Genomic DNA, 17358 nt, shown 5'->3' on the forward strand with positions numbered 1-17358 from the left:
GCCCCTGTTAGCGCGCCGCCCGCGCCGCCGCCATGGTGGAGGCCAGACGGATGGCAGCGATCAGACTGTCCGCCCGCGCCACGCCCTTGCCGGCGATCTCGAAGCCGGTGCCGTGGTCGGGCGACGTCCGCACGATCGGCAGGCCCAGGGTGGCGTTGACCCCGCCCCAGAAGTCCAGCGTCTTGACCGGGATCAGGGCCTGGTCGTGATACAGGCAGACGGCGGCGTCATAGGTCGCCCGCGCGTCGTCGTGGAACAGGGTGTCGGCGGGCAGGGGGTCGGTGATGGCGATGCCCTCGGCCCGCAGCGCCTCGGCGGCGGGACGCAGCACCTCGATTTCCTGCAGACCCAGCGCGCCGCCCTCACCCGCGTGAGGGTTCAGGGCGGCCAGAGCCAGGCGAGGCGCGGCGATGCCGAAATCACGCCGCATGGCCTCGTGCACCACGCGCGCCGTCCTGCAGACCCGTTCGGCCGTGACCAGTTCCGGCACCTGGTCCAGGGCCACGTGGATCGTCACCAGACAGGCGCGAAGGTCCCTGGCCGTCAGCATCATGACCGGCCCGCGCGTGCCGGCGAAAGGCGCGTCGGCGGTCAGTTCGGCGATGAATTCGGTATGGCCCGGAAAGCGGAACCCGGCGGCATAGAGCGGGGCCTTGGCGATCGGGGCCGTGACCACGCCCGACGCTTCGCCGGACAGGGCCAGGCCGACGGCCCGCTCGATCCAGTCGGCGACGACGGAGGCATTGCGGGGATCGGGCCTGCCCGGTTCGACCGGCGCGGGCGCGGGATGGTGCAGAACCGGCAGGGCGCGCGCAAAGACCGATGCGGCGTCGCCCGGCGCTCCGATCTCGACCACGGGAATGCCCTGCGCGGCCAGCAGGCGCATGTCGCCGATGACCGCGAACTGAGCCTCGCCGCCCAGGGTCTGCCACGCCCTGGCGATGATCTCCGGTCCGATCCCGGCGGGTTCGCCGAGGCTGAGGACCAGAGGCGGCAGGCCCATGGATCTACTTCAGCTCGATCAGGGCGTCGGCGCGCAGATCGCGCAGATAGCGTCGCGCCAGCATGGCCAGGTTCTGGTTCTGCAGACGGCCTTCGATCTCGCGCGCGGTCGGCACGTCGGCACCGCCCGCGCGGCGCCCGCAGACAGCTAGCAAATGCACGCCCAGCGGCGTGCGGACGACGTCACTGACACTGCCGATCTCTGCTGAACGTGCGACCTGCTGGAACTGCGGGGCCAGGTTGGCCACATCCGCCTCGCCCAGGTCGGAACCGAGAAGCCCGGCCTCCGACGAGGTCCGTTGCAGGATGTTGTCGCAGGTCAGACTGCCGCGCAGGGCCTGAAGCCGGGTCGTTGCAGCGGCCACATCGGCGGGGGGCGCGGTTTCCGGTAGCTCGATCATGGCCTGTTTCAGCGACACCAGATTGGTCGCTGCGCCCGCGCGCTTGTCGCGCATATAGATGATGTAGACACCGCCGGAGACGGGGATCGGCCGCGACAGCTGACCGACCTGAAGCGACTCGAGGGCCGCCTGCAGTTCGGGCTGGACGGTGCCCTGTACGATCCAGCCGGCATCGCCGCCGCGCGCTGCCGACGGGGCGGCCGAGAACTGGCGGGCCACCGCCTGGAACGGCGCGCCCTGGACCATCTGCTGCACCAGCTGTTCGGCCCCGTTGAAGGCCTGCTGCTGGCCACCGACGCGGGCCGCCTCGATGTAGATTTCACCGACCAGATACTGGGGCTTGGATGCGGCCTCGGTGACCTGGCGCAGCGCCTGCTGGACCTGCGCCCGGCTGACCCGCGATCGGCCGTTGAACCGCCCACCGACCAGTTCGCGCCAGCCGATCTCGGTGCGCAACTGCTCGCGAAGGTTTTCAACCCGGATACCGCCACCGGTCAGGAATCCCAGATAGGCCTGAGGCGTCGTGCCGGCGTCCTCGGCCATACGCGCGATCTCCTGATCCACCTCGGCATCGGTGATGATCAGCGTATCGTATTTGGCGATCTCGGCGGCCTGCAGTCGTTCCTCGATCAGGCCCTGCAGCGCCTGCTGCTGGATCGCCGGGATGTTCTCCTCGGTCGGTTGCACCTGGCTCATGGCGATGGTGGTCAGCATACGCTGACGCAGGTCGAAGCCGGTGATGACCTGATCGTTGACGGTCGCGACGATGCCGTCGGCCATCTTGAACTCGGGCTGGGGCGGCTGGGCCGCCGTGATCGGCTGCTGTCCGGCAGCGGGATTCAAGGTGCCCGCCGCCGCTCCCGGAGCCTGCGCCGGACGAGGGGCCGTCTGGGCCACGGCTGAACCGGCGACCAGCGCCACCATCGCGACGGCGGTCGAAATACGCATCAAACCCATGGTCAGTCCTGATTCCCTCGAACCCGCGCGCCGTGTCCAAAAACGGTCCAGGCACACGCGTTCACGCGTCATGCCTAACGCAAGCCGTTTGATCCATAGCCTGACCCTCCAAAAGTGGCGAGGTTTAGACGAACATAGACCCCATCCGAAGGCCCCGTGGGCCGAACGCGGGTGTTGTCGCGACGATAGCCGACCTCGACCCGGAAACAGTCGTCGTCGAACAGCAGGCCGACTTCGGACCGGGTGATCAGGTTTCGCTCCAGGTCGGCGATGCCTGCGACCGTCACGCCCCAGTTGCCATAGACGAACTGCTGACCCGCCAGCTGCACGAACTCGTAATTGCGGTTGTTCGGCCCGGTCAGGGGATTGGACCGATCGACGATGTAGCTGAGCGTCGCGAGGTTGCGCGGTCCCCATCGACCATCGACCGCCGCCTCGGCCCGGCGGATATTGCCCGATCCATCGACGGTTGCGTGGCCCCAGCCACGGATGCGGTCCGACGGCTGGAAGCTGCCCTGGACCACCCAGTCCGAGGTCTGGGCCCCGACGCCGGTCGGGTCGTAGATCTTGGCGGGCGCATCGGGGATCGGAATGCCGAAGGCGGTCTGGTCCGCATCGCGCATGCTGCGCCCGACGAACAGACTGGCGCTGCGGTTGGTGTCCCAGCGCAGGGTGGAACGCACCCCGGCCGTGAACCGGAAGCCGCCTTCCAGCAGATCGTATCCGGGAAAGCGGTCGATGCGGAACAGCGAGGACTCGTCCAACTCCAGCGTCTCGGAGTCCTCGACCGGGATCCGGGCGTCGACGTCGGGCGTGTTGGACAGCGAGACCTGGCCCAGCGGTTCGACGATCAGGTCCGCCCCGTTTCCCAGGCGACGAATCAGGGGGTAGCTGACGTCCAGGCCAATGGTGGCGCGCTCGCGGGTGATGGTCTCATCGGCAAGGCCCAGAACGGGCGGCAGGTCGGCGACCGAATAGACATCGACGCGGCCGTCGATGAAGGGCTCGTAGCGGATGCCCGCCGCCGAGGTCAGGGACCTGCGCCAGTCGATCTGGGCGGTGATCCGGCGGCTGTCCACACCGGGCAGGCCCAGGGTGGAGCCCGTCGGCACGACCTGCGGCCTCAGCACCGGACTGCCGACGTAGTCGTCGCGATACAGCGACACGGCCGATCCCCGCAGCCGCAGCCGACCGCCCAGCACCGGCTGCTCCGGCTCCCAGCGGCCTTCGATCAACGGCGCGACCAGCGGCAGCGATCCGTCATTCTCGAACACGTTCAGTGCGGGCGTCACATCGTTGAACTGTGCGACCCGCAGGCTCTGGAAGGAGAAGGAGGCGACCGACAGGTACGATCGGTCGGTCTGTCGCTCGGCATACAGCTGCGAGATCAGGCGACGCTGGTCGCCGTAATACAGCCCGTTGTCCTGATAGGGGTCGATGACGTCATAGCGGTCGAACAGGGTCTTGTCGGACGTCCGCTCGGCGGTGAAGCCCCAGCGCCACGGGCCGGCCGGATCGAACTTGCCCCAGCTCAGGATATAGCTACGGCTCGTCTCGTCGCCGAAATCGACGTTGCTCTCGGCGCTGCCGTCGCCGTCCAGATCGAAGTCGCCGAAGTTCCGCGCATAGGTGTAGCCGGTCCGGGCCACGATCGTGCCGTTGGAGAAACGCCGGCGCCATTGAAGGTTCAGGAAAGGGGCCACGCCGGTGTTGAACTGCGGGCTGATCAGCCAGTCCTCTGACGGGGAGACGACCCGAAGGTATGGCGTTTCGATCGAGACGCCGCGTCCCTGGTCATAGTTGACGATCGGCACCAGAAAGCCCGACGCCCGATCCACGGTCGGGTCGGGATGGGCGAAGTAGGGCGTCCAGAAGACGGGCACGCCGCCGATCTTGAAGACCGCATTCCGATACAGGACCGCACGCAGGGCCTCGTCCTGGACCACCTTCTCGGCCTGGATCGAGAGACTGGGCTCCCTGGGATTGCCCTCGGCGTCGCAAACGGGGCAGGGCGTGAACAGGGCGTAGTTCAGCTCGCTCACGTTTTCGGACCGCCGGACCGCGGTCGCGGCCATCAGGCTGGCACCGTTGGTCAGCCGTGTCGCCAGGTCGACCGCGACGCCGGCCTTCAGATCCGAATCCAGTTCCAGGTGGCTGGCATGGACGACGTTGCCGTCCGGGTCGATCAGCTCGACCTCGCCGTCGGCGACCCCGACTCCCTGGCCGATGTCATAGGTGACGGCACGGCCGCGCAGCGAGTGGCTCTGGAAGCGCGCATAGACGCGGTCCTGCTCGCCGGCCGCGGTGATCACATTGCCCTGGCGGCTGGCCTGATCGGCTTCGAGATAGACGGCGTCGGCCGGCAGGCCGTCGGCGGGGGGCGGCGTCGGGCGCAGCTGGGTCTGGGCCAGCGCCAGGCTGGAAACCGCCCAGGCCGCCAGCACCGAGCCGGTCAGCAGGCGGGTCCGCAGAGGGTGCCGGAAAAGAGGGCCGCGATCAGCCTGCATCGGTAGGACCGTATCCCTTGTTCAGGCCCCCGCCTTCGGGAACCGCTTAGCCGTCTTCGGTATAGAACAGCAAGGTGAAGGCCGCGAGCGCCGTCAGGACGGCCGGCAGCCAGGCGGCGATGACCGGGGGCACGACCTCCGCCGAGCCCATGGCCGCCGAAAACTGGTTCAAAAAGAAGAAGGCGAAGCCCAGCACGACCGCCGCAACCGCCATCCGGGCCAGATCGCCCAGCCGCATAAGCCGCAGCGAAAAGGCTGCGGCCAGGATGGTCATGGCCGCAAAGGCCAGCGGGGTGGACAGCAACTGCTGCAGTCGCAGCCGATAGGCGGTGGACGAGAACCCCGCATCCTCGATCCTCCGGATCTGGCCCGGCAAGGACCAGAAGGGCGTCGATTGCGGTCGTGCGAACCGTTCGAACGCCTCGTCGTCGGCCAGGCTGGACGGCAGGTCCAGGGTCGAATAGCGCGTGGCCCGCTGTCCGGTCTGGGCCCCGACCGCATCGACGAGACGCCAGCGCCCGGCGGCCAGGCTTGCGGACCGGGCGTCGATCCGTTCGGTAAAGGCGCGGCGGCCTTCCGGATCGGTCGCATAGATGAAGAAGGTCACGTCCAGCAGCTCGGCACGGGCGCGATCCTGACGGGCCGCGCGGATGACCATCTGGCGCTGGCCTTCGCCCTCACGCAGCCAGATCGCCTCCTGCTCGCCCCCGCCGACGCCATCGGAGATGCGACTGCGTTCACGCTGGAACATGCCGTCGCCCGACGCGGCCAGGGGACCGATGACGGTCACCGTCAGGATCCCGGCCATGAAGGCCGCGCCCGCCGCGGGAAGGACGAAGCGCCAGGCCGAAACGCCCGCCGCCCGCATGGCGATCAGCTCGCTCCGGCGGTTCAGCCCGACGAAGGCCGCCAGCGTCCCGAACAGGAAGACGAACGGAAGGAGCTGCACGATCACTGCCGGCGACTTGATCAGCATCAGGCCCAGGATGCGGAAGCCCGACAGATCGGTGTCAGACCCCAGACCGCGCGAGATCTCGACGAAGTCGATCAGCATGACCAGGGCGCTGATGACCCCCAGCGCCACGGCCAGCGACTTGCCCAGCTGGAGCAGCACATACTGCTCGATCCGTCCCAGACGCAGCGCGCTCAACACATGGGTTGGTGCCGCGCCTATGCTGCCCAGTGTGCTCATACCGGTCGCACCTTCAGTCGGGACAGGGTCAGGCGAGAGGCCCTGCGCGGCTTCAGCGCCCTGAACACCAACCTGAGTGCCACGACGGTCGCCGCGACCGGCAGCAGATACTGGAACACGTTCAACCACCCGTTCCATGCGCTGGCGGCTACCACCGCATAGCCGACGACGCGGACCACGAGGAAGGCGGCCGAGGCCTTTGCGATCCGCCCGGTATAGCCGGTCCGGCTGAAGGCCCCGCCAAGGATGGCGGTCAGGGCCATGGCCATGGCGGTCAGGGCATACAGCGGCGACGACAGCCGGGAATGGGCCTCGGCCAGCAGTTCACCGCGCGGAGCCGTATCGCGAATCAGTTCGGGCGTCGGGTTGAACAGCTGGGTGATCCACAGGTCGGCGGACTTGTAGCGGATGCGCTGGTCGTCGGTGACATACTGACCCAGCGGGAAGACGTAGCCGTCGAACACCAGCTGCTGCAGCACGCCGGCCGAGCTGTACTGCTGCCACGACCCCTGTTTCATGGTCAGGACAGGCTGTCCGTCGACGCGCCCGAAGCGGGCCTCCGCCGCGTCCCAGGTCGTCACCTCGTCACCGTTCTGGATGTAGATGAACAGGTTCTTCAGCAGGCCATTCTGTTCGATCTGCTGGACATAGACGGTCAGGCCGTTCGGGCCCTGAACGAAGCGGCCTTCCTCGACCAGCAGGGCCGCCAGATCGGTGCGGATGGCAAAGGCCTGTTCCCGCGCCGCGCGCTGGGTCCAGGGTTGCACGACGACATTGGTCAACAGCATCACCGCAGCGACACCCGCCGCCAGCCAGGCGCCGGGCGCGATCATCTGCCAGCGGGTCATGCCGCTGGCATAGGCGGCGGTCAGTTCCTGCTCTCGCTGCAGCCGCGTCAGGGCGATCAGCGCCCCGACGAACAGGCCTATGGGCAGGATCACGCTGAACAGCTGCGGCACGGCCAGAAGGGTCAGCTTGGCCATGACCCAGACGCTCTGGCCGCGTTCGACGATGACCTCCAGCTGATCCAGGCTCTGGCTCAGGATGCCGATTCCGGCCAGCGAGGCGCACGCTGCCAGCACGGGCAGTGCGATCTGGCGGAACAGATAGGTCTGGATCAGGGTCATGCGGGCGATCAAATCACCCGGTTGCGGGCGCGGGCGTGGCGGTCCATCTAATACACGCCCGGCTGCGTCGCCGACAATGGCAGACGCAGCCACCTTCACCGTATCAACGACCGGGAGCGAATCCCGGCTGGAGTCCCTGTTTCATGCATATCGCCTTCGTCGCCGAAGCCGGCGTTTCGCAAGCCTTGGCCGTTCTGGTCCATGATGGTCGCACCTTCGCGGGGTCGGGTGCCGACCACGATGCCGCTGCGGCCGGTAGCCTGACCCGGGCGATGACGAACAGCCGCTTCAACGGCGGCGCGTCGAGCACGCTGATCGTCGCCGCGCCTCAGGGCATTCAGGCCGACACGGTGGTTCTGGTCGGGGCAGGCGAGGCGGACAAGTTCGACGATCTGGCGATCGAGACGGCGGCCGGCACCGCCTATCATGCGGTCAAGCTGTCGGGTGCCGAGACCCTGACCATCGACCTGCGCCACCTCTCCGCCGGGCAGGCCGCGCGGGCCGCCTTTGCGGTGAGACTGGCCGCCTACCGGTTCGACAAATACCGGACCCGCGAAAAGCCGGACAAGGTTCCCTCGATCAGGACCGTCAACATCGTCACCGCCGACGTCGCGGCCGCCCAGGCCGCCTTCGGGCCACTGAGCGCTGTGGCCGATGCGGTCTGTTTCTCGCGTGACCTGGTCGCCGAGCCCGCCAACGTCCTGTATCCGGTCGAGTTCGCCCGTCGCGTCAAGGAACTGGAACGCCTCGGCCTGACCGTCGAGATCCTGGGCGAGAAGGAGATGGAGGCGCTGGGCATGCACGTCCTGCTGGGCGTCGGTCAGGGCTCGGTGCGCGAAAGCCAGCTGGCGGTGATCCAGTGGAATGGCGGCAAGCCCGGCGACCAGCCGATCGCCTTCGTCGGCAAGGGCGTCTGCTTCGACACCGGCGGCATCTCCATCAAGCCCGCCGCCAATATGGAAGACATGATCTGGGACATGGGCGGGGCCGCCGCCGTCGCCGGACTGATGCACGCCCTGGCCGGTCGCAAGGCCAGGGTCAATGCGGTCGGCGTGCTGGGCCTGGTCGAGAACATGCCCGATGGCAATGCCCAGCGTCCCGGCGACATCCTGACCTCCATGTCCGGCCAGACGGTCGAGATCATCAACACCGACGCCGAGGGTCGCCTCGTCCTCGCCGACGCCCTCTGGTACACCCAGGACCGGTTCAAGCCGAAGGTCATGGTCGATCTGGCGACCCTGACGGGGGCCATGATCGTGGCCCTGGGCCTCGACTATGCGGGCGTGTTTTCGAACGCCGACGATCTGGCCGAGGCGATTCTGGCCGCCGGTCCCAAGGTCAACGAGAACGTCTGGCGCCTGCCCATGCCGCCCCAGTACGACAAGATCATGGACAGCGTGAACGCCGATGTGAAGAATTCGGCCGGGCGCGACGGCGGCTCGATTACCGCCGCCCTGTTCCTGCAGCGGTTCACCAACGGCGTGCCATGGGCGCACATCGACATCGCGCCGGTGGCCTGGGCGTCCAAGTCGACGCGCGCGACTGTGCCGGACGGCCCGGTCGGCTGGGGCGTGCGCCTGCTCGACCGCATGGTAGCCGACACTTACGAGGGCTGACCTCTTGGCGGACGGCCCCGGGACGAAAGCAATGGGCGAGATCTGGTTCTATCACCTGGAGCGATCCACGCTGGATCAGGTCCTGCCCGAACTGCTGGACCGGACGCTGCAACGCGGGTGGCGCGCCCGGGTTCGGGTCGCCGATGCGGAACAACGGGCGGATATCGACGAACGTCTGTGGTCGTGGCGCGACGACAGCTTCCTGGCGCATGGCCTTGCCGACCAGCCGCATGCCGCGCGCCAGCCCATCCTGCTGACCGCCGGACATGAGAACCTCAATGCGTCTCAGGCGCTGTTCATTGTCGATGGGTCGGACATGACCGTCACCGAGGAGTTCGAGCGATGCTTCATCATTTTCGACGGACGCGACGAGACAGCGTTGCAGGGCGCGCGGGAACGCTGGAAGGCGCTGAAGGGGCAGGGGGCCAACCTGGCCTACTGGAAGCAGTCGGACGAGGGGCGCTGGGAAAAGGCGGCCTGATCGGCGCGCTGATACTGGCGGCGTGCTCGTCGACGCCCGTCCCGGCACCCGAAGCTCCCGCGATCGTGGAGGAAGCCGAGGCCGGCCAGCCGGTCGGCACCCATATGCCGGATGGATCGGAGGACCTCTGCAAGGCGGCCGACTTCCAGTATCTGGTCGGACGCCACCGGACCGAAATCCCGGTGCCGGTCGAGGTCGTCAGTCGTCGCGTGGTGTGCACCACCTGCCCGGTGACGATGGACTTCTCGCCCTACCGGCTGAACATCTTCTACAATGACCAGAGCGGCATCGTTGAGCAGGTCCGCTGCGGATAGCGCCCGGCCTGTGCGACGACCCGGGATGAGCGTTCTCTCCCCGCGCCGTCGGAACGGCGCGGGGGAGCTTCGATCTACCAGCGCCAGGCGTCGTAGATGGCGTCGATGATATAGCCGTCGTAGCTGTCGATCAGATAGATGGTCGTATCGACCAGCACCCACCGGGTTCCCGGGGGCGGATAGCCCAGCCCGTAGGTCCGGTAGTCGTTCAACTGGTAACGCCAGAAGATCGACGGCAGGTAGGACCCGACATAGTAGCGCTGACCATAGTAACTTCTCGGCACCGAGTAGTAGCCGTAGTTCGGCGCAAAATAGTACCCGAACCGGATCCCGTTGAAATCGCGGAACGACCGGTCGTGGCGCCACCAGTCGCTGGACCGCCCCCGGTTCCAGTTGCGACGCCAGTCGTTCTGGTTCCAGCGGTTGTTGAACCCGCCGTAATCGCGCCGGCCGTTGCGGTCGTTGTCCCAGTTCCGACCGCCGCCGTGGCGATCGCGGTTCCAGTCCTGGCCACCGTTTCCACCGTTCCAGCCACCGTTGCGATCCCGGTCACGATCGCGGTTCCAGTCCTGACCGTTGTTGCCGGTCCAGCCGCCGTTGCGATCGCGGTCGCGGTCGCGGTCGTGGTCACGATCCCGGTTCCAGTCTTGCCCACCATTGCCGCCGCTGGTCCAGCGGCCGCTATTGCCGCGATCCCCGCCCTGGCCGTCTCGGCCGCCGCGACCCTGGCCGCCGTCCCATCCGCCGGGTCGGCCGGGATCGCCCCCGGCGCGGCCACCCCGGCCACCGCTGCCCTGGGATGGCCCTGGGGTCGGATCGACGGCCGGGGCCGGGGGCTGATCCGGCCGGGTCCAGCCGTTTCCGCCGCCTTCCCATCCGCCGGGTCGGCCCGGATCGCCTCTGTCGCGGCCACCCCGGCCACCGTTGCCCTGGGATGGCCCGGGAGACGGGTCGACGGCCGGGCCCGTGGGTTGATCCGGCCGGGTCCAGCCGTTTCCGCCGCCGTTACCACCCCGATCGCCACGATCCCGAGGTTCATGCCCGCTATCGGCAGGCACGTAATCGGGCCTCGGACTTGTCGGTTGGCCGTATGAGTCGCCCCCGCTTCTGTCGCGCGGCGACTGGACCTCGTCCGAAGAGGTCTCGGGCTCGTCCTGGGCATGCGCCAGCGTGGGCAGGGACGCTGGCAGGGCCAGGGCGGCGAGGGCGGCGAAGGCCGTAAGGGTCGATTTCATCTCATGGTTTCCCGCACGCCGATCCCGGCGGCTCGTCCTTACGGTCGCGCTTCCACCATGAACGCTGTCTGAACGAACCGGGGCGCTTGCGGCAGGCCATGGCGCGGCCCAGATCAGGGGCCCGCCTCGGATGCGGCCCCCCTGTTCCGGAGACCCCCCCCCATGACCGACCCGATCCAGCTCTGGTACTGGCCCACGCCCAACGGCTGGAAGGTCTCCATCGCCCTGGAGGAGATGGGGCTGCCCTATGAGGTCAAGGCCGTGAACATCGGCACCGGAGAACAGTTCACGCCGGAGTTCCAGGCCATCAGTCCCAATGGCCGTATGCCCGCCATCGTCGACCCGGACGGTCCCGATGGACAGCCGCTGTCGATTTTCGAGAGCGGGGCGATCCTGCAGTATCTGGCCAACAAGTCGGGCCAGTTCTATCCGACCGACATCCGGGCCCGCGCCGAGGTCGATCAGTGGCTATTCTGGCAGGTGGGTGGCCTGGGGCCGATGGCGGGCCAGACGCACCACTTCCGCCAGTATGCCCCCGCGATCATCAAGGATCAGCGCCAGATCGCCTATGGTGTGCGCCGCTATACCGATGAAACCCACCGTCTTTATGGCGTCATGGATCGTCGGCTGGCGGACCGGGACTATCTGGCCGGCGACTATTCCATCGCCGACATGGCGGCCTGGCCCTGGATCCTGCCTGAACATCAGGGACAGAACATCGACGAGTTCCCGAACCTGAAGGCCTGGCTGGCCCGCGTGGGTGCGCGCCCTGCGGTGATCAAGGGCCGCGCCGTCGGCGATGCACTGCGCAGCAATCTGGCCGCCTCCGGCAAGGCAGCAGAGGCGGCGCGCAAGGTTCTGTTCGGCCAACGGGGCCGATAGAGTCTGAATCAGAGATTTACAGTGTATTTCTCAGGTCTGAACAAACGGGACAGTATTCATATCCCCTTTACATAAAAGCTTCTGCGGCGCCTCGCGCTGTTAACTTTAACTTCAAACCGGTGGTATTTGATCGCGTATCGAAGGGCGGGTCCAGAACGGACATCTCCCATCGCAAAGGATACGGTGATGAACGCGCAAGAAACCGCGCCGGAACTGCACAGCACGGATCTCGGCCATGAGGTCGAGGCCCCGACGCTGCCCCTCCCCACGGCCGATATGGACGGCGACGCCCTGTTCCGGCTGGGCATGATGTATTCGTCCGGATCGGGGGGCTGCCCGATGGACCGGGTCTCCGCCCACATGATCTTCAATCTGGCGGCCATGAAGGGCTCGATCGAAGCCCGGGTCTATCGCCGCGAGATGTCCGAAGAGATGGAACGCGACGAGATCGCCGAGGCCCAGCGCGCCGCCCGCCGCTATATCGACGCCGGCGTGATCAAACTGGCCGCATAGGCTTCAAAGTATTGGCCGCGTCGTGAGCGGTCGCAGACCTAGAAGCTCTGGTACTGCCCGTTGATCGAGTAGCTGAACCCGATCGGCAGGGCCGCCCGCACCTGGGTGAAGAAGTTGGCCAGTTCGCCCAGGGTCGAGCGCGGCACGAACAGGATGTCGCCGCGCCGCAGGGCCACGACCTCGCCCCGACGGGGCCGAAGGTCCACCACCCGCATCATCCGCACGCCGCCCGGCCCGCGCCGGATCAGCGCGACCTGCTCGGGCCTGGCCCCGGCCAGGAAGTCGCCCGCCTGGACGATCGCCTGATAGGCGTCCATGTCGCCGGTCATGTCGTAGACGCCCGGCGTGCGGACCTCTCCGGCCACCCAGACCTTGACCGGTCCCGCCGTTTTCAGCGTCACCTCGACCACCGGTCGCACCAGTTGCGAGGCGTAGGCGCTGGACAATTCATATTCCAGCTCCGCCAGGGTCCGGTCCGCCGCCATGGCCTGACCGATCAGGGGCAGGGCGATCCGCCCGTCGGGCCCGACCCTCATCGTCCGCGTCAGTTCGGTCGCCGTCGGCGTCGCCACCTCGATCTCGTCGCCGGGATAGAGCAGATATTCCGGCTCCGCGTCGGTCCAGTCGGCGAAGGCGATATCGGAAAAGCCGGAGGTCCGAACGCGGTTTGGCCGCGGCCCGCTCTGGCCGCTGGCACAGCCTGCCGTCGACGTGGCGACCATCGCCGCGCCCAGGGCCCACAGAATCTGTCGCCGATGAAGCATGAAACCGACCCTCGCCGATCATGGGTAACCAGTGGTTAACGTGGACGTCTGAAAGATTAATCTCGTTTACGATTCTACGGATTCGCCTTTCCCATGCGTTCGACGGCCAGCACGACGACCTATGTCTCGGCTCGCCCCCGTTACGGGGTGTTCGATGTCATCGGCCTGCTGTTTCGCGAACTGGCCCTGATGATCGTGATCTTCCTTGTGGTGTTCGCCATCGGAGCCGCCGCGGTCCTGACGCTGAAGAAGACCTATAACGCCGGAGCCAGCCTGTTCGTCGGGGCCGGTCAGGAATACGTCTATCAGCCGCGCGTGGGGCTGGGCGACCGCCAGTCGTCGCCGCCCGCACCCGGTGAGGTCGCCCAGGCCGAGGCCAACATCATCGGCAGCCGCGAGGTCAAGCTGCGCGCCGTCCGCGCGCTCGGCCTGGAGGTCTTCCACAAACCCGGCAAGGTCTCGACCGACCCGATCGCCAAACAGGAAGGTGATGCGATCAAGGCCATCAACGACGGCCTCACGATCTCGACCACGCCGCAGAGCGCGATCATCGGCCTGGGCTTCGAAAGCGATAACGCCGACAAGTCCGCCCGCATCCTGAACGCCATTCTCGACCAGTATCTGATCTATCGGCGCGAAGTCTTCCAGGACCGCTCCACGTCCGCGATCCAGTCCCAGCGCCGGGTGTTCGAGGACGAACTGGCCGATGTCGACGCGGCCTACGAAGCCTTTCTGGCTTCCAACGACATCGGCGATTTCGCATCGACCAAGACGGCGCTGGCGGCGGTCTATCAATCGACCCTGACCGAGAAGCTGTCGGTCGAGAACCAGCTGAACCAGGCGACGCGGCGGCTTCAGACCCTGGAGGCGCAACAGGCCAGTACGCCGGCGGAAGTCACGCTGCAGCAGGACCTCAATGTCTCGGCCCAGGACCAGATTCTGCAGCTACGGACCGAGCGGGAACAGCTTCTGGCGCGCTACCAACCCGACAGCCAGCCGGTGCAGGACATCGAGGCGCGGATCGCCGGGCTTCAGGCCTATGTGGCCTCGGGCACCACGGTGGGGGCCAAGGAGGTACGTCTGGGGCCGAACCCGGTCTGGACCGAGCTGGAAACGACCCGGATCACGACCCGGGCCGAACGGGACTCGCTCGCGGCCCGGCTTTCGTCCGTCAATCGTCAACTGGCCGAGATCCTCGACCGTCAGGCGAAGATGACGCGCGACGAGTCTGAAAACGCAACGCTTGCCTCCAACCGCGACGTCCTGACCGCCAATATCCGCGATTTCCAGCAGCGCGAGGCCCAGAGCCGCGCCGATGCCGGTCTGGTGCGTGCCGGGGCCGACAACGTCCGCGTGATCGAGCGCGCTGCCGCCCCCACGCGCGGCACCAGCCTGAAGCTGCCGCTGATGGCGCTCGCCTTCCTGTTCGCGGGCTTCACGGCGCTGTGCGTGGGCCTGTTGCGGGTGTTCACGCGCCGGGGTCTGTCGACGCCCGCGATCGTGGGCCGCACGCTGGATATGCCGGTCCTGGCCGTGGCTCCGATGAAGGCGGTCTGACGGGGGCATGATAGCCTTTCCCCCGACAGTCACCGCGTAACCGATTCGATGGTCGATCTCACAAGCGAAATGGCGGGCCTCTGGGCTGCGCTGGGATCGGCGCCCGCCCACCGCGGACGGGTCATCCAATTCGCCTGCGCCAATACCGGGGAGGGGGCCTCCACCGTCGCGCGCGAGTTCGCCCGGTTGGCGGCCGTGCGGGCACGAAAGCCCGTCTGGCTGATCGACGCGGACCTGGCCCAGCCTTGTCAGCTGGAAGCGGTCGCGGCCGACCGGGAACGCTTCGGGCGTCTGGGCGCCGCAGTGGCATCCTCGCCCAACGGCTCCAGCTTCTATGCCGTCAGCCCGCCGGTGATCGGGCGCGACCGCAAGCCCGTCGCCCCGGCGCGTCTGATGACCGCGCGTCCCTGTCTGGGCGGGCGTCTGTGGGTCACGCGGTTCCGGGCCGAGCTGCTGCGCTCGGGTCAGCGCGTCGAGGCCCTGCCCGACCCCCGCTACTGGGATGCGATGCGCAGGCACGCCGACACCATCATCATCGATGCACCGGCTGCGGACCGCAGCGACCTGTCGATCACCCTGGCCCCCTTTGTGAATGCGACCGTCCTGGTGGTCGCCGGCGAGATGTCGGGGGCCGCCGAACCCGTGATCCTGCGCGACGAGATCGAGGCGGTCGGAGGCCGCATCGCCGGGGTGGTTGTCAACCGCTCCACCTATCGCCCGCCGGCATTCCTGAGGCGGCTGACGGGGTAAGGGCACGCTACGTCCGAAACTGACGCAGGCCTGTGCTATCGGTTGCGACGTGGCTCATCGGGGCGTTCGCCCCCATGCGCAGAGTGCACGCAGGTTGCACTGGTGCAATCGGCTCGGTCAGGCCACCAGTGGGTTTCAGCGTCGATTGCACCTTTTGCACCCGGTTTTTTCGAGTGCAATTCGGGGCCTCAGACCCCCAGCGCCTCGCGGCCCATGCGCTGCAGCAGGTCGCCCCCCTGGCCCACGGCCGCCAGTCGGCTGGACGCGTGGCCCAGGATGTTGGCGGCATAGATTTCGTACAGGGCGATCTTGCCCTCCAGCCAGGCCGGATCGCCGTCGCCGGCGTTCAGCTTCGCCCTGGCCGCCAGGGCACCTCTCGCCAGCATCCAGCCGCCGATCACGTCCCCCATCAGCTTCAGATAGGCGTCGGCCGCGGCCAGCACGTCGGCGGCCCCGGCCGGATCGGCCTTGCGGTCCAGGATCCACAGGGTGGCGTCCTCGACCGCCGCGATCGCTGTCCTGAACCGTTCGACCGGCTTGCCGGAATAGAGGCCGCCAAGGTCCTTCAGCGTGGCCTTCATCTCGGCGATCACGGCCCTGGCCGAGGCCCCGCCGTCCTGCGACAGCTTGCGCCCGACCAGGTCCATGGCCTGGATGCCGTTGGTGCCCTCATAGATCGGGGCGATCCGCGCATCGCGATAGAACTGGGCCGCGCCGGTTTCCTCGACGAAGCCCATGCCGCCATGGATCTGGACGCCCTGCGAGGCGATCTCGACGCCTGCGTCCGTCGACCAGGCCTTGGCGATGGGGGTCAGCAGGTCCTCGCGGCCCTTCCAGTGCGCGCGCAGCTCGGGCGTCGCGGCATGTCGGGCCATGTCGGCGGCCACGCCGGTGGACAGGCAGATGGCCCGCGCCGCCTCGATCCGGGCCTTCATGACCGACAGGATGCGGCGCACGTCCGGATGATCGAAGATCGGCGCGCCCGCTTCTCCGGTCCAGACCGAGCGTCCCTGACGCCGGTCGAGGGCATAGGCGAGGGCGTGCTGGTAGGCCCGATCGGCGATGCCGACGCCCTCCATGCCAACCCCCACCCGCGCCGCGTTCATCATGGTGAACATATGGGCCAGGCCTTCGTTGGGCCGGCCGACCAGTTCGGCGGTCGCGCCCTCGTACTGCATCACGCAGGTGGGCGAGGCGTGGATGCCCAGTTTGTGCTCGATGCCGACCGGCCTGAAGCCGTTGCGGTCGCCCAGGGTGCCGTCCTCCTTGACCAGATACTTGTTGGCAAGGAACAGGCTGATGCCCTTGGGTCCGGCGGGCGCGTCGGGTAGCCGGGCCAGGACCATGTGGACGATGTTGTCCGTCGCGTCGTGGTCGCCCCAGGTGATGTAGATCTTCTGGCCGGTCAGGCTGTAGGTCCCGTCGCCGTTCGGCGTGGCGGTGGACGTCAGCGCCCCGAGGTCCGACCCGGCCTGGGGCTCCGTCAGGCACATGGCCCCGGTCCACTCGCCACTGACCATGCGCGGCAGATAGGCGGTCTTCTGATGCTCGGTGCCGTGCGCCTCTATGGCCTCGATGGCCGCCAGCGACAGCATGGGGCACAGGCCAAACGCCATGTTCGCCGCGTGCACGGTCTCATAGGCCGCCAGCTCCAGCGCCTTGGGCAGGGCCTGTCCCCCGGCCGAGACGGGTGCCGCCAGACCGGTCCAGCCGCCCGCGGCGAACTGGCGATAGGCGTCGGCGAATCCCGGCGCGGCGGTGACCGCCCCGTTCGCATATTTCGCCCCGGCCAGATCGCCGGGCCGGTTCAGCGGGGCCAGGACTTCCTCGGAGAACTGACCGGCCGCTTCCAGCACGGCGTTCAGCACGTCGCCGTCATAGTCGGGAAAGGCCCCGGTGGCGGCCAGGTCGTCGATGCCGGCGACGGCGGTCAGGCTGAAGGCCAGGTCGCGGACGGGGGCACGATAGGTCATGGGCAGATCCTTTTCGGAGCCAGGCACCGCTCCGTTCGTCTTCTTCATGCGACGATGCCGTGGCGTCAGGCAAGGGATGGCTTGGCG

15 protein-coding genes are annotated in these 17358 nt (G+C 67.7%); 7 read left to right on the top strand and 8 right to left on the bottom strand.

Annotation, left to right across the window (positions count from 1 at the left end):
* Window positions 1-7: 7 nt before the first annotated feature.
* From pdxA to O3139_RS07070, 5 genes are all read right to left on the bottom strand, one after another.
* Window positions 8-1003, bottom strand: coding sequence for a 4-hydroxythreonine-4-phosphate dehydrogenase PdxA (gene pdxA, locus O3139_RS07050; protein WP_269516304.1), 996 nt, complete (start codon window positions 1001-1003; stop codon window positions 8-10).
* Window positions 1004-1007: 4 nt separating this feature from the next.
* Window positions 1008-2351, bottom strand: a complete 1344-nt coding sequence (locus O3139_RS07055) for a peptidylprolyl isomerase (RefSeq protein ID WP_269516305.1) — start codon at window positions 2349-2351, stop codon at window positions 1008-1010.
* Between the two features lie 83 nt (window positions 2352-2434).
* The gene (locus tag O3139_RS07060) at window positions 2435-4867 is read right to left on the bottom strand and encodes an LPS-assembly protein LptD (protein ID WP_269516307.1); all 2433 of its coding nucleotides are present in this window, start codon (window positions 4865-4867) and stop codon (window positions 2435-2437) included.
* Between the two features lie 46 nt (window positions 4868-4913).
* Window positions 4914-6059 (bottom strand): LPS export ABC transporter permease LptG, encoded by a 1146-nt coding sequence (gene lptG, locus O3139_RS07065; protein ID WP_269516309.1) that lies wholly within the window; start codon window positions 6057-6059, stop codon window positions 4914-4916.
* Window positions 6056-7186 carry an LptF/LptG family permease gene (locus O3139_RS07070; RefSeq protein ID WP_269516311.1) on the bottom strand — a complete coding sequence of 377 codons (1131 nt, stop codon included), beginning with the start codon at window positions 7184-7186 and terminating at the stop codon, window positions 6056-6058. The genes lptG and O3139_RS07070 overlap by 4 nt, the downstream gene beginning before the upstream one ends.
* Window positions 7187-7329: 143 nt before the next feature.
* Here O3139_RS07070 and O3139_RS07075 point away from each other — a divergent pair, with 143 nt between their 5' ends.
* The 3 genes from O3139_RS07075 (at window position 7330) to O3139_RS07085 (ending at window position 9597) form a co-directional block, all read left to right on the top strand.
* Window positions 7330-8802 (top strand): leucyl aminopeptidase, encoded by a 1473-nt coding sequence (locus tag O3139_RS07075; protein ID WP_269516314.1) that lies wholly within the window; start codon window positions 7330-7332, stop codon window positions 8800-8802.
* A gap of 31 nt (window positions 8803-8833) precedes the next feature.
* On the top strand, window positions 8834-9283 hold the full coding sequence (locus O3139_RS07080; protein WP_269516316.1) for a DNA polymerase III subunit chi: 450 nt from the start codon (window positions 8834-8836) through the stop codon (window positions 9281-9283).
* Window positions 9284-9348: 65 nt separating this feature from the next.
* A complete protein-coding gene (locus tag O3139_RS07085; RefSeq protein WP_269516318.1) occupies window positions 9349-9597 on the top strand; it encodes an I78 family peptidase inhibitor in 249 nt (82 codons plus the stop codon).
* Window positions 9598-9671: 74 nt separating this feature from the next.
* On the opposite strand, the gene O3139_RS07090 is transcribed toward O3139_RS07085, so the two are convergent.
* The gene (locus O3139_RS07090; RefSeq protein WP_269516320.1) at window positions 9672-10832 is read right to left on the bottom strand and encodes an RcnB family protein; all 1161 of its coding nucleotides are present in this window, start codon (window positions 10830-10832) and stop codon (window positions 9672-9674) included.
* Between the two features lie 162 nt (window positions 10833-10994).
* Here O3139_RS07090 and O3139_RS07095 point away from each other — a divergent pair, with 162 nt between their 5' ends.
* Both O3139_RS07095 and O3139_RS07100 read left to right on the top strand, forming a co-directional pair.
* On the top strand, window positions 10995-11714 hold the full coding sequence (locus tag O3139_RS07095) for a glutathione S-transferase family protein (protein WP_269516322.1): 720 nt from the start codon (window positions 10995-10997) through the stop codon (window positions 11712-11714).
* A gap of 186 nt (window positions 11715-11900) precedes the next feature.
* Window positions 11901-12227: an SEL1-like repeat protein gene (locus tag O3139_RS07100; RefSeq protein WP_269516323.1), complete on the top strand. Its 327-nt coding sequence runs from the start codon at window positions 11901-11903 to the stop codon at window positions 12225-12227.
* Between the two features lie 38 nt (window positions 12228-12265).
* Here the strand turns inward: O3139_RS07100 and O3139_RS07105 are convergent, their stop codons facing one another.
* Entirely contained in the window at window positions 12266-12991 is a 726-nt protein-coding gene (locus O3139_RS07105; protein ID WP_269516324.1) for a polysaccharide biosynthesis/export family protein, read from the bottom strand.
* A 93-nt stretch (window positions 12992-13084) separates the two neighbouring features.
* Here O3139_RS07105 and O3139_RS07110 point away from each other — a divergent pair, with 93 nt between their 5' ends.
* Window positions 13085-14548: a GumC family protein gene (locus O3139_RS07110; RefSeq protein WP_269516325.1), complete on the top strand. Its 1464-nt coding sequence runs from the start codon at window positions 13085-13087 to the stop codon at window positions 14546-14548.
* A 48-nt stretch (window positions 14549-14596) separates the two neighbouring features.
* Window positions 14597-15298 carry a hfsB gene (locus O3139_RS07115; RefSeq protein WP_269516326.1) on the top strand — a complete coding sequence of 234 codons (702 nt, stop codon included), beginning with the start codon at window positions 14597-14599 and terminating at the stop codon, window positions 15296-15298.
* Between the two features lie 188 nt (window positions 15299-15486).
* Here O3139_RS07115 and O3139_RS07120 read toward each other — a convergent pair whose 3' ends face one another.
* Window positions 15487-17271 (bottom strand): acyl-CoA dehydrogenase, encoded by a 1785-nt coding sequence (locus tag O3139_RS07120; RefSeq protein WP_269516327.1) that lies wholly within the window; start codon window positions 17269-17271, stop codon window positions 15487-15489.
* Between the last annotated feature and the right edge of the window lie 87 nt (window positions 17272-17358).

It is taken from the genome of Brevundimonas subvibrioides, assembly GCF_027271155.1.
GTDB lineage: Bacteria > Pseudomonadota > Alphaproteobacteria > Caulobacterales > Caulobacteraceae > Brevundimonas > Brevundimonas subvibrioides_D.